A 12870-nucleotide genomic window follows, 5' to 3' on the forward strand; every position below is an offset into this window, starting at 1 on the left:
CGATCGTGTTGGTTTTCGGTTGCGCATCGGTCTCAGCCTTCTCTGACGATGAATAGATATGTCTGTTGCGCAGAGACTTTTTGAGTGCCGCCCACGAGATAGACGACCTTGCCGGGTTCGAGCATGTGCTTCCATTCGGATTTCTCGAGCGTGGCTCTAAGTGCCGGTGCATTCAGTTCCTCGCCCGGTTCCATCAGGCGCTGGACTGTGCCGTCCGGGGCGCTGGGGCGGAATCGCAACACGAATACAACGTCCAGATTGCTGCGCTTGAACAACAAGGCATCCTCGCTGAACAACCGACTGGTGCGATCGACCTCATAACCGTTGTGCTGCAGAATTTCGCTGAAGACACCGCGCAGGCTGGAACCGGGGGTATTCATGGCATCACGCCATCGCTGATCAAACATTTGCGTATCGAAGTCGATGCGCTCCAGAGCCGTGGCATGGGGCGAGGGCAGCAACAGTGTCTGGCTAAGCACGCCGGGTTGCAGGGGCAGGACCGGAAGCATCATCAGCGGGTCAGCGAGTTCGCGGCGGGGGGCCGTGGCAAGGGAGCGGTTTTCCCAGTGATAGAAGGTGTCAAACAGCACCCGCAACCCTTCACCGTTGATGACATCACTGTGGTTGGCCTCATTGAACGCTGCTCTGGCGAGGGTGCTCGAGGAGTGATCCGACAAGTACTTGAAGGATTTGGCAACAGACTGAGTCAGCGATCTGCCAAACGCGGGGAGTTCCACCACCGTCCATGTGTGATCATTTCTAACCGCCCATTTCGGCTGCAGCGACGGGTTGTGGTTAAGCATCCGCTCGAATGCGTCGTATCGACCCGGAGAAAAGAGCGGGTTTTCCAGGTACACCAAGGTCGTTTCGACCGACACGCGTTGCGGCACGATCACATAATGCTGACCGTCTATTTCTATGGAATCCTGCCATTCTGGCTTGAAGGTTTTCCCCCAGTTTCTCCAGTGTCCTGCGGGCCCGGCATGCGCGAGCGGTGTGGCATCAGACAACGGCACGGTCAATGGCTGTGTGTGGCGTTGCTCGCTATCTTCAGTCAGGTGTGGGCGTTTGCTTGGGCCGGGCGTCGGTTCGTCGATGACAACAGCTGACCGTTCATGAGTTCTTCGTGACGTGCCAGGCGGCCGGTAAGGTTCCGGCGTTTTTACCCGCCACCGTTTTGTGCCCGGAGAAGGCTCGACAACTGCGCCAGGTGAAGACCGCTCGCGGGCAGAGGCTTGCCGATAATGACCGGCCGGATCCCTGCGCACCAGGAAGGTGGTTCCGTCCTCCATGTCGACATAGGTGGCGCCCCGTTTGTCGTAACGAAGCCCGTCCGCCGTGTTCTGGGCATTTGTCAGCCAGGCGACCTGTGCAATCGGCAAGGGTAGGGGGGGCTGCGGATCAGACGGTGATTCAACTGCCAGCGCACGATCAGCCTCTACCCCGTGACTCGGTCGGTTCGCTGTCTCGGGGCGCCAGAGAGGTTGCCCCTCGATCTGTTTCAGGAACGGACCCGACTCCCCCAGATTTTGCGGCCAGAACACCCGATAGCGCCCATCCGGCTGGCGTATGACTTGAAGGTAGCCTTCGCCTGCCACGTGAGCATAAGTGCCGCCCTCCGGGCTCTGGAAAAGGCCGCTGCCGGTTGTGCGCAACAGGTGGGTTTTATCGGCAGGCCAGGTAATCGCGCTCATATTGATCTCCAGTAATCTGGCGATCGAATCCGGCAATGTACTGACCGTTACCGTTGGCGACCGGTCCGTCCCGGTTTGCGCAACATCTCCTGAAACCTCTGGCGCGCGAACACTGCCAGGGATCGCGGGATCGGGAATCTGCGCTACAAGACGGTCGCCCGCAGATGGGTCCGATACGGCCCTTGTGGTGGTCGGTGAAGTATCGGATGAGGGGGTTACGAGAATTTTCTTTGGCGGCTTTGCCATCCTTGGCGCTCCTTTCGGTTAATGAGTCTGTGTTCGCGATTACCCTTCTCTAACCATGAAGAGCGTCGGTTCACCCGACTCCTTCAATTGCGTTCCTCCCATCAAATAAACGACCTCGTTTTGCGCAAGATGAGTGTTCAATGCCTGCTGTGCAGCGGCACTCAGTCTCGCCTGGAATACCGTGCTGGAAATTTCGGAACCTGGTAGCGAGTTTCGGGGGATCGAATTCCCGGTAATACGCGGCAGTTTCAACACGAATACCGCAGGTATGCCTTCGCGGTGAAAGATCAATGCTCCCTCTTGCAGGGCGCGTGTTTTCGGGTTGACGCTGTACCCGTTGTCTTGCAGAACGGTAATAAACAACGAGCGCAAGTTGGCAGGCGTAGCGGCCGAAACGTATGCGTTCCATTTTGTGGAGAACGTTTGCGGATCAAAGTCGATACGTAAAAATGCTTCGGCGGAGGATGAGGGGAGTGTCAGGATGCCGCCGGAAAACAGTCTGTCGGGCTGTGTCGGCAACTTGGGCAGAAGCATCAACGGGTCCAGCAGGCTTCGCGCTGGCGGCGCATCGTTATTGACGCGATCAACCCAGTGTCGAAATGTCAGAACCATCATCGACAGTGCATGATTGGTTACCGCTCCGGACTGCGTGCTGTGATCAAACACGGCGCGTGCGATGGTGTTTGAGCAATGATTTGATAAGTATTTGAAGGCACCGGCAACGTATTGCGTCATTGGCATTTCAAAAGGGGGATGGCTTTCCAGGACGCTCCATTGGCCGTTGCGCTTGAGCGCCCACTTCGGTTGGCGTGAAGGCTCATTGCGCAGCATGTTTTCAAACGCGTCATAGCTCTCAGGTGCAAATCCCGGATGTTGCAAATAGACAAGACCGGTGTCGGGTTGACCGCCCCGGGATACGATCTGGTAGTGGGCGCCGTCTATTTCTACCGAATCGCCATTTTCGGGGCGGGTCGCTTTTGCCCAGTTTCTCCACTGGCCAGAGGATAGATCCAGTGCGACGGGCTGCCGGGAAAACAGTGTTTCCATGAGCGCGTCGGTGCTCGCGGTGTCACTGCTGGCCGACTCCTGGCGCGGCCGTTTGCTTGGGCCGGCAATCGCCTCAGTGGTTTCGACAGGTGAAGAATCAACGTCGGGCTGTGGACGTTTTGCGCCCTTGTTGGTCGGCTCTTTTAAGCGCCAGAGTCGGGTTCCGGGGATCTGTTCGAGCAAGGCTCCCGTGGGGCTGGACTCACCGGGATGCGTGTGTCGAACACTGCCGTCGGTGGCCTTGCTGATCATCACGGTTCCGCCCTCCATATCGACATAGGGCGTACCGAGTTTGCCGTAGCGGATGCCTTCAGGTGAGTTTTCAGCACTTGTCAGCAGGGCAGCCATCTCCGCGAAAATGAATTCAGGTGGGCGCGGATCAGTGCTGCCGGACACATCGATATTGATCGCCTGATGTGTTGCCGAGTCTTGTGCGCCGTCCGCCGCGCGCGATTGACGTGCAGGCGAAAGTTGTTGGGGATCCTGCATGCGGCTCACGATAACGCTTGGGCGCTGGCCAAGTGTCTCTGACAGAACTGCTGAGGTAGAGGACCCGGGTGTCGGATCACTGCTCCCGATGTCTGGGACGGAATGCCCCGTGTCACCGCGAACGGTGCCAGAGGCGTCGGCCGTTGGTCTTGTTGTGGTTACCGAGGGATCGGCTGACGTTGTAGTGGATATTTTCTTGGGTGGTTTAGCCATTGAATTGCTCCGGTGAAGCGCGTTTCGCGCGGCGGGTTTCAAGAGGGCTTATGTTGTGCAAACGGGGGGGCTGGTGTGCGGTATATATATCTGGCTTTGCGGCCAAGTAATGCAAGGCGTTACGCTGATACCGAGAGGGCGGGATTTGAAAACCCTCACCGGTGGATCGATGAGGGTTTGAGGAGTGTTAGCGCTTTCCAAGGATAAAAACTGCATTCGGAGCTGATGCGGTTTTCAACATGTCCCCGTGCCTCGGCAGTTGTCAGCGCGAGATGGCCGGTGGCAATAATCCACTTTTGTTCAATCAGATCAACGGCTGCCAAGTAACGACATGGCGCCTGCACCACCAAACAACCCGGCACTGATCCGATTGAACCAGCTCTGGCCTTTGCCGCTGCGCAGATAGCGCGCTGCGCCATGGGCGCCAAGCCCGTAAGCCAGCTTGCACAGCAGATCCAATACCGTCCAGGTCGCTATCATGATCAGTAACTGCGGCAGGAACGGCTGTTCGGCGCTGAGGAACTGCGGCAGGAAAGCGGCGAAGAACAGGATATCTTTCGGATTGCTTGCGCCCAGCACAAATGCACGGCCGAACAGCGCACGAAAGCGTGGTACCGGAGCCGCCTGCGGTACTTCAGCGCCAGTGGATGGCTGACGCGATTGCTGCCAGCTCTGCCAGGCAAGGTAGAACAGGTACAGCGCGCCGACGATCTTCAGGGCGCTGAACAGTTTTTCCGAAGCCAGCAGCAGGGCACCCAGACCCAGCGCCGACGCACTGAGCAAGCAGATCGAGGCAATCACGCCACCGAGAAATGCCGGGTACGAACGGCGCAAACCGTAATTCAGACTGTTGCTGATCATCAACAACGACAGTGGCCCGGGAATCAGGATCACCACCAATGCGGCGCCGCTGAACAGCAACCAGGTTTCCAGACTCATCACTTTCCTCCCTATTTTTGTTGGTATCACGAATGTGCAAAAGCCCCACCCGCGAGGGTGAGGCTGATTTGAAGCTGGAACCGCGTGACGCTTACAAGAAGATGAACTTGGCGATGAAGATCGCGCAGAGCACCCACAAACTGACGGAAATTTCCTTGTACTTGCCGGTACCGGCCTTCAGCGCCACGTAGGTGATAAAGCCCAGCGCGATGCCGTCGGCGACCGAGAAGGTCAGCGGCATCATGATCGCGGTGACGATCGCCGGAATGCTGTCGGTCGCTTCGTCCCATTCGATATGGGCCATGCCGCCCATCATCAGCATCGCGACGTAGATCAGCGCACCGGCGGTGGCGTAAGCGGGAATCATGCCGGCCAGTGGTGCGAAAAACATCGCCGCTATAAATAGCACACCTACGGTGACTGCGGTAAGACCAGTCCGACCACCAGCGGCCACGCCGGCAGCACTTTCTACATAACTTGTTACTGGAGGAACACCAACCACCGCGCCGAATACGCTCGAAGCGCTGTCGGCTTTCATCGCGCGGGAGAGGTTTTCTATACGCCCGTCAGCGCCGACCAGGTTGGCGCGCTGGGCCACGCCCATCAAGGTGCCGGCAGTGTCAAACATGTGCACAAAGAGGAAGGCCAGCACCACACTGATCATGCTGATGTTGAACACACCCGCGACGTTCATGGCCATCCAGGTCGGTGCCAGGCTCGGCGGGGCGGACATGATGCCCTCATAGTGCACCAGGCCCAGACCCCAACCGGCCAGGGTCACGGTGATGATGCTGATGAGGATCGCGCCGAATACGCGGTGGTAGCTGAGGATCGCGATCATCAGGAAGCAGATGGCGGCGAGGAGCGGGCCGGGTTCACGCAGAGAACCGAGTTTGATCAAAGTAGCTGGGCTGTCGACGACGATGCCGGCGGTTTTCAGGCCGATCAGACCGAGGAACAGGCCGACACCCGCACCCATCGCATAACGCAGGCTGACTGGAATGCTGTTGAGCAGCCATTCGCGAATCCGCGAAAAGGTCAGGATCATGAACAGCACACCGGACACGAACACCGCACCGAGGGCGGTTTCCCAGTTGTAGCCCATGGTACCGACCACGGTGTAAGTGAAGAACGCGTTCAGGCCCATGCCCGGTGCCAGACCCACCGGCCAGTTGGCGTACAGGCCCATTAACAGACAGCCCAGCGCAGCGGCGATACAGGTGGCGACGAAGGCTGCACCGTGATCGATCCCGGCATCGGCCATGATGTTCGGGTTGACGAAGATGATGTAGGCCATGGTGATGAAGGTTGTCAGACCGGCAATCAGCTCGGTCTTCACCGTGGTGCCATGCAAGCTGAGTTTAAACAGGCGCTCAAGCAAGCCAGTGCGTAACGGCGGCGAGAGATCCAGCGTCGATGCTTCGGATTTGCGGCTTTCCACAGCGAGTACTCCTCAAGAGTTTTATTTTTATTTCCAGGGCCGGACCCATGAGGGGTGGCAGCGGCCCTTTGAGGCATACGCGAATTTGTTGACCATGCGGTCAGGAACTCGCACGCTGTGGATTATGCTTTTGTGTACAAATAAAGCAAATATTGTTTTTGATTTTGTTTACGAAAGGTCCGTCGATAGGGATATATCGGTCATTCGACAGCAGCCTGAGTGTTCCCCAGCGCCAGGTTCACCGCCAGCCACCCATTCACCGCCGCTTCCCCGGCCTCGGCAAACACCCGCTCCAGCAACTTCACCTGCTCACGCCGCAATGCCTGTTCAAACTTCGCCCCTTCCGGCGTCAACTCCAGCAACCGCTTACGCTTATCTGCCTGCGACGCCACGCTCTCAACCAGATGCATCTCCTGCAACTGCCGCAACGGCATGTTCAACGCCTGCTTGCTCACACCGAGCAACGCAAGCAATTCCTTCACGCTCAAGTTCGGATAACGGGCGATGAAAAACACAATCCGCTGATGCACCCGCGACAGGCCGCGGCGTTCGAGCATCTCGTCAGCCTTGGCGGTGAAGGCCTGATAGCCGAAGAAAAACGCTTCCATGGCCTGTTGCTGACTGTTGGGGTTTTTAAGGTCAAGCATGTTGACGTACTCGCTCAGACTGGCGTAATTTCAGTCAACAAGTTTGACTCATTTTTCACATGCCTCGCTACCGGTGACTTCCATGGCTTTTTCCGAACGTGTCTCGCGCCTTAAAAGTTCTTTGATCCGTGAAATCCTCGCCGCGGCCCAGCGTCCGGAAGTGATGTCGTTCGCTGGCGGCTTGCCCGCCGAAGCCATGCTGCCGAAAGTCGAATGGGCCGATATGCCGCTGTCCCTCGGGCAGTACGGCATGAGCGAGGGTGAACCGGCATTGCGCGAAGCGCTGGCCGCGGAGGCGAGGGCGTTGGGATTGGCCTGCGAAGCGAGTCAGGTTCTAGTGGTCAGCGGCTCCCAGCAGACACTCGATCTGGCGGCCAAGTTGTACATCGACAAGGGCACCGAAATCCTGCTGGAAGCGCCAACCTATCTCGCGGCGTTGCAGATATTCCAGCTGTTCGGCGCCGACTGCCTCACCGTGCCGCAAGAGTCCGATGGCCCGAACCTGGCACAACTGCGCAGTCGCCTGGAACAGCATCGTCCGGCGTTCATCTATCTGATCCCAACGTTCCAGAACCCATCCGCCGTGCGCTACAGCGAATCCAAGCGTGCCGCCGTCGCTGCATTGCTCGACGAATTCGGCGTCACACTGATTGAAGACGAGCCGTATCGCGAACTGACTTTCGACGGCGGTAGCGCCAAACCGATTGCCGGACGTTTGAAGAAGTCCAGCTGGATCTACACCGGTACCGTGTCGAAAACCTTGCTGCCCGGTTTGCGTGTCGGTTATCTGATCGCCAGCCCGGATCTGTTCCCGCACCTGCTCAAGCTCAAACAATCGGCGGATCTGCACACCAATCGCATTGGCCAGTGGCAGGCATTGCAGTGGATCGGCAGCGAGAAATATCAGCAACATTTGAGCGAATTGCGCGGTTTCTACCGTGAACGGCGCGATGGTTTTCAAGCGGCGCTGGAAACGCATTTCGCTGATTTGGCTGATTGGAATGTGCCGCAGGGTGGGCTGTTTTTCTGGCTGACGTTGAAGCAGCCGCTGGACACGCGAACGTTGCTTAACGAGGCGCTGGCCAATGATGTGGCGTTCATGCCGGGTGAGCCGTTCTTTCCCGACCCCGATAGAAACCTCGGACATTTGCGTTTGAATTTCAGCCACATCGACCCGGCGCGGCTGGATGAAGGGCTCAAGCGACTGGCGGCGGTGGTGCGCAAGGCGCAAATCGAGAAAGCTGCCTGAAAAACCAATAAACCGGCTCAAGGGCCGGTTTATTGTTGTCTGGGTTTTGCGCTGACCGGGCGGGCCTCATCGTTAGCAGGCCCACAACAAATGCATCAGACCGCAGCGAAACGCTTATCCAGATAATCAATGATCACCTTGGATTCATACAGCCAGGTCGTCTGCCCATTCTCTTCAATGCGCAGGCAAGGCACCTTGATCCGGCCGCCCTGTTCCAGCAGCGTCTGACGATCCTGCTCATTGTTCTTCGCATCCTTCAGCGCCACCGGCACATTCAAACGACGCAAGGTCCGGCGGGTTTTCACACAGAACGGGCAGGCGTGGAACTGATACAGGGTCAGGTCCTTCGCAGAGGCGTCCACCTGAGCCTGGGCAGCGGCGGGGCGTTTTTTCTTGCCCGGACGGGTGAGGAAATCGATGAAGATAATCAGTTGGCCGAGGCCGACACGAAGCGCTTTGACGAACACGTTACAAGCCTCACAGGGACATTGAAGAAGGCGCGCAGCTTACCCGATTTTTCACGGGCGAAAAAAAACCGGCGATCAACGCCGGTTTTTTTGTGTGACGAGTTACTTGATCAGGCTGAGAAATTCGCTGCGGGTCGCTGCGTTTTCCCGGAACTCGCCGAGCATCACCGAAGTGATCATCGACGAATTCTGCTTCTCGACACCGCGCATCATCATGCACATGTGCTTGGCCTCGATCACCACGGCCACGCCCAGCGCGCCGGTGACTTGCTGCACCGCGTCGGCGATCTGACGACTCAGGTTTTCCTGAATCTGCAGGCGGCGTGCGTACATATCGACGATGCGCGCGACCTTCGACAGGCCCAGCACTTTGCCGCTCGGGATGTAAGCGACATGCGCCTTGCCGATAAACGGCAGCAGGTGGTGTTCGCACAGCGAGTACAACTCGATGTCCTTGACCAGCACCATTTCGCTGTTGTCGGAGCTGAACAGGGCACCGTTGGTGACCTCTTCGAGCGTCTGTTCATAACCGCGGCAGAGGTACTGCATGGCTTTGGCGGCACGCTTTGGCGTGTCGAGCAGGCCCTCGCGGGAGACGTCCTCGCCCAATTGGCCGAGAATCGCGGTGTAATTCTGTTCCAGGGACATGAAACTACCTGTGGGGATTTTCGCAAAGGGCAAGGGTACGGTGGCGGACACAACCCTGCAAGTTCGGTGTAACGGGATTATTCGTCGCGACCTTCCATCATCGTGCGTTTCAGCATCACATAAACCGCGCCGGCACCGCCGTGTTTCGCCTGGCACGAGCAGAAACCGAGCACTTGCGCATGCTGGCGCAACCAAGTGTTGACGTGACTTTTGATCATCGGTCGTTTGCCGTCCAGCCGCACAGCCTTGCCGTGGGTGACGCGCACGCAGCGGATTTCGAATTTGGTCGCTTCGGCAAGAAATGCCCAGAGGGTTTCCCGGGCCTTTTCTACGCTCATCCCGTGCAAATCAAGACTGCCTTCGAACGGAATCTGGCCGACCTTGAGCTTGCGCATCTGACTTTCCTGCACCCCGTCGCGCGCCCACATCAACTCGTCTTCCGGGCCGACGTCGATGACGAATTGATCGGACAGGCCATCAACGATGGTGGCATCGCTGCGCACGGTGGCGGACTGGCGCAGCTTGGCGATCTGTGCGCGGTCAGCCTTGGGTTTGCCGGTGTCGGCGCGGTCGTGCTTGATCGGCTTGACGCCTTGGATCGCACTTTTGAACAGGGAAAAATCGTCGTCTTGCATGTCAGCCTCCGCGAAGGGCGGCCAGTTTACCCAAGTCGAAACAAAACGGCCCGGCAAAAAGCCAGGCCGTGGAGTCAGTCGTGTTTTTTCATCAGGTGCGGGGACATGTTCAGTTCCCGCGATTGCCGGGCGCGACGGCGGCATCTACGCCACAGGGCCACGCCGAAGTACAGGAACAACAAGCCGACCGCGAGAATGATCGCCGAGCCCATCGGCGTGGCATTTAAATCGCCGAGCGCTGGTGGGCGCCCGAGCAGGCTGGCCGCCCCAGCCATCGCCAGCAGCACACCGAACATCGCCAGAATGGCGGCGATCGCAGCGCCGAAGCGAAAACGCCAGTTGCTTTGGCCTTTTGGCCGCAAGCGGCGTGCGTCAAATCCATCGGATAACTTCATTCCGACCTTCCTCAATGGGTATCGGCCCTTCGACCGGGAGTTGACCGGGTTGTTCCTGAGGCTATGGCATTTGCGGCAAATGAGAGGACTTTGTGGATGAGCGGCGCGCTGAACCGCTCATCAAGGCGCTATCAGATCAAGTCTTGAGTCAAGGCAAGGGTAGCGAAATTGTCGGCCATGATCGCCATTTCGGCTTCCTGCACCAGTTCGGCGCTGAGTACGCGCCCCTTGAACGGCAGATCACGGGTGGCGCAGGCATCTTCGACCAACGTGCAACGGAAACCCAGATTCTTCGCCGCGCGTACCGTGGTGCTGACGCTGGAGTGGCTCATGAAGCCGCAGACGATCAAGTCCAGCGAGCCAAGGTTTTGCAGGCGGTCAAGCAACTCGGTGCCATGGAAAGCGCTCGGCAGCAATTTGCCGATGATGGTTTCGTCGCCCTGCGGTTCGAGGCCGGGGATGAACTCGCCGCGTTCGCCCTGCGGGTCGAACAGGCCTCCGACGGTGCCGAGATGACGCACGTGCACGATCGGCCGACCGGCTGCACGGGCTGCGGCAACCACTTGTTTGATGTTCGCGACGGCCGCGTCCATGCCGCTCAGGGCCAGCGGGCCACTGAGGTACTCTTTCTGGGCATCGATGATGACCACAGTGGCATGGCTCAGTGTGGCCGCTGCGTAACCGCGACCGCTGAGTTGAAACATCGTTTTTGGAACGGACATTCTGGGGCTCCTTGGGGTGGGGCTTTTGCGACATTGTCCTCTGGCTGAGCGCTTCTGTGAATCGCTACCATCGTAGGTGCCGTCGTTACTGGCCTGCAGCCTTGTCAAGTTACACGTTCTGTTCAATAGCTGATGCAAAAAAAAGAAAACGCCTACCGTCGCGGCGGGATTTTTCCTGCGTCGTCGTGGCGCGTTTTGGCTGGTAGAATCGCCAGTCGTTTTTTCTGGAGTTCTGCCCCGTGATCACTTCCCGACTTCGTACCCTGCGCGACCACATCCGTTGGGCCGTCAGCCGCTTCCATGGGGAGGATCTGTTTTTCGGCCATGGCACCGATAACGCCTGGGACGAAGCCCGGCAGTTGGTGCTGGGCGCTTTGCACCTGCCGTGGGAAATTGCCGACAGTTATCTTGATTGCGCGCTGGAGGATGACGAACTGGTCAACCTGCAACGTCTGCTCAAACGCCGCATTGAAGAGCGCATCCCGACCGCTTATCTGCTGGGGGAGGCGTGGTTCTGTGGCATGTCGTTCATCGTCGACGAGCGCGTGCTGATCCCGCGTTCGCCGATTGGCGAGCTGATCGAAAACCGTTTTGCGCCGTGGATCGGCACTGAGCCGGCGCGGATTCTAGATCTGTGCACGGGCTCTGGCTGCATCGGCATTGCCTGCGCCTACGAATTCCAGAACGCCGAAGTGGTGTTGGCGGATCTGTCGTTCGAAGCGCTGGAAGTGGCCAACCAGAATATCGAGCGCCACGGCGTTGATGAGCGTGTGTACACCGTGCAGGGCGATGGTTTCGACGGATTGCCGGGTCAGCGTTTCGACCTGATTGTGTCGAACCCGCCCTACGTCGACGCGGAAGATTTCGCTGACATGCCGGACGAATACCAGCATGAGCCTGAGCTGGGCCTGGCCTGCGGTGATGACGGTCTGAATCTGGTTCGGCGCATGCTCGCCGAAGCGGCGGATCACCTGACCGAGAAGGGTTTGCTGATTGTCGAGGTGGGCAACAGCCAGGTGCACGTTGAAGCGTTGTACCCGGAAGTCGACTTCGCCTGGCTTGAGTTCGCGCGCGGCGGGCATGGCGTGTTCATGTTGACGGCGGAGCAGTGCCGCAATCATCAGGCGCTGTTCGCTTCCCGCGTTTAAAAGCAAAAGATCGCAGCCTTCGGCAGCTCCTACAGAGATCGGTGTAGGAGCTGCCGCAGGCTGCGATCTTTTGATTTACCGGTGCGTAGCAATCCAGATCAGCAACCCGGCCTGAAACACCGCAAATGCGACCAGACAAGTAATGGTGAAGCGCAGCCCGGCGTCTTCACGTTTGAACTTGTTGACCTTCTCTTCCTGCTTCTTCAGCTTCACTTCTTGCTCAGCCAGGTTCTGCTCGGCCTGCTGAAGCATCTGCGCCGCTTCCAGAATCTCGACGATCTGCAGCTTTTCGCTGTTCCAGTCGCCGAGCAAGTCACCGACCTGAACGTCCTTGATGCTGCCCTTCAAATGCTGGGCATCGGCGTAGACCACTTCGAAACCGTGGACTTTCAGGAAATGATCACGACGCAGGCGGGTGTCTTCGTTCAGCGCGTCCTTGTTGTTCAAGTCCATGCCGTCGACGGTGTAGGTCGGCCAGCGTTTTTTCGCCCAGTTGATCCCTTGCGCGGCCATGAAACGGCCGATGCCACGGTTCAACGGTTCGATCTGCAAGCCGCTGTCCGGGCCGAAGCGCACACGCTTGGTGGTGTGATCGGCCCACACATCGAGGTGATTCTGTTCTTTGCGTACCCGTTGGCTCGGCAGTTTGATCGCCATGCGCATCAGGCTATGTTCTTTGCTGTGGCGTTCTGCGTAACCGAACTCGACAAAGCGTAACGGCCGGCCACCGGTGTGACGATCGGTCTGCAGCGGGGCCAGGCGGAGCATCTTGTGGTGCTCGACGTGGACATCCGCCCACGGCAGCTCGACCGCTGGCGGTGCGTCTTTTTCAGCGGTGGTGTCGGGTGAAGTCTGGGTATCAGTCATAACGGCGAGATCCTGTCCAAGCC

Annotated in this window: 13 protein-coding genes; 2 read left to right on the top strand and 11 right to left on the bottom strand. The window is 58.4% G+C overall.

The window, feature by feature from the left end:
- Nucleotides 1-32: 32 nt before the first annotated feature.
- The 5 genes from ACA074_RS08735 to ACA074_RS08755 form a co-directional block, all read right to left on the bottom strand.
- Nucleotides 33-1940 carry a hypothetical protein gene (locus tag ACA074_RS08735; RefSeq protein WP_497678791.1) on the bottom strand — a complete coding sequence of 636 codons (1908 nt, stop codon included), beginning with the start codon at nucleotides 1938-1940 and terminating at the stop codon, nucleotides 33-35.
- 39 nt (nucleotides 1941-1979) lie between these two features.
- Nucleotides 1980-3485 carry a hypothetical protein gene (locus ACA074_RS08740; protein WP_497678792.1) on the bottom strand — a complete coding sequence of 502 codons (1506 nt, stop codon included), beginning with the start codon at nucleotides 3483-3485 and terminating at the stop codon, nucleotides 1980-1982.
- 513 nt (nucleotides 3486-3998) lie between these two features.
- Nucleotides 3999-4628: a LysE family translocator gene (locus ACA074_RS08745; protein WP_401269711.1), complete on the bottom strand. Its 630-nt coding sequence runs from the start codon at nucleotides 4626-4628 to the stop codon at nucleotides 3999-4001.
- Between the two features lie 91 nt (nucleotides 4629-4719).
- Nucleotides 4720-6069: an NCS2 family permease gene (locus tag ACA074_RS08750; protein ID WP_401269712.1), complete on the bottom strand. Its 1350-nt coding sequence runs from the start codon at nucleotides 6067-6069 to the stop codon at nucleotides 4720-4722.
- A gap of 200 nt (nucleotides 6070-6269) precedes the next feature.
- Nucleotides 6270-6716: a MarR family winged helix-turn-helix transcriptional regulator gene (locus ACA074_RS08755; protein ID WP_187680076.1), complete on the bottom strand. Its 447-nt coding sequence runs from the start codon at nucleotides 6714-6716 to the stop codon at nucleotides 6270-6272.
- Between the two features lie 82 nt (nucleotides 6717-6798).
- On the opposite strand from ACA074_RS08755, the gene ACA074_RS08760 reads away from it, so the two are divergent.
- Nucleotides 6799-7965: an aminotransferase-like domain-containing protein gene (locus ACA074_RS08760; RefSeq protein ID WP_187680077.1), complete on the top strand. Its 1167-nt coding sequence runs from the start codon at nucleotides 6799-6801 to the stop codon at nucleotides 7963-7965.
- 95 nt (nucleotides 7966-8060) lie between these two features.
- Here ACA074_RS08760 and ACA074_RS08765 read toward each other — a convergent pair whose 3' ends face one another.
- The 5 genes from ACA074_RS08765 to ACA074_RS08785 form a co-directional block, all read right to left on the bottom strand.
- Complete coding sequence (locus ACA074_RS08765) at nucleotides 8061-8432, bottom strand: glutathione S-transferase N-terminal domain-containing protein (protein WP_401269716.1); 372 nt, start codon at nucleotides 8430-8432, stop codon at nucleotides 8061-8063.
- A 102-nt stretch (nucleotides 8433-8534) separates the two neighbouring features.
- The gene (folE, locus tag ACA074_RS08770) at nucleotides 8535-9080 is read right to left on the bottom strand and encodes a GTP cyclohydrolase I FolE (protein ID WP_003204506.1); all 546 of its coding nucleotides are present in this window, start codon (nucleotides 9078-9080) and stop codon (nucleotides 8535-8537) included.
- 77 nt (nucleotides 9081-9157) lie between these two features.
- Complete coding sequence (locus tag ACA074_RS08775) at nucleotides 9158-9715, bottom strand: Smr/MutS family protein (protein ID WP_187680079.1); 558 nt, start codon at nucleotides 9713-9715, stop codon at nucleotides 9158-9160.
- Nucleotides 9716-9789: 74 nt separating this feature from the next.
- Entirely contained in the window at nucleotides 9790-10110 is a 321-nt protein-coding gene (locus tag ACA074_RS08780) for a hypothetical protein (RefSeq protein WP_064118638.1), read from the bottom strand.
- 131 nt (nucleotides 10111-10241) lie between these two features.
- Nucleotides 10242-10832, bottom strand: coding sequence for a cysteine hydrolase family protein (locus ACA074_RS08785; RefSeq protein ID WP_053118675.1), 591 nt, complete (start codon nucleotides 10830-10832; stop codon nucleotides 10242-10244).
- 239 nt (nucleotides 10833-11071) lie between these two features.
- Between ACA074_RS08785 and prmB the strand changes: the two genes are divergently transcribed.
- A complete protein-coding gene (gene prmB, locus ACA074_RS08790; protein ID WP_401269721.1) occupies nucleotides 11072-11980 on the top strand; it encodes a 50S ribosomal protein L3 N(5)-glutamine methyltransferase in 909 nt (302 codons plus the stop codon).
- A gap of 75 nt (nucleotides 11981-12055) precedes the next feature.
- Here the strand turns inward: prmB and ACA074_RS08795 are convergent, their stop codons facing one another.
- A complete protein-coding gene (locus tag ACA074_RS08795) occupies nucleotides 12056-12847 on the bottom strand; it encodes a hypothetical protein (protein ID WP_497678793.1) in 792 nt (263 codons plus the stop codon).
- Nucleotides 12848-12870 lie beyond the last annotated feature (23 nt).

The organism is Pseudomonas sp. LBUM1655, assembly GCF_059716085.1.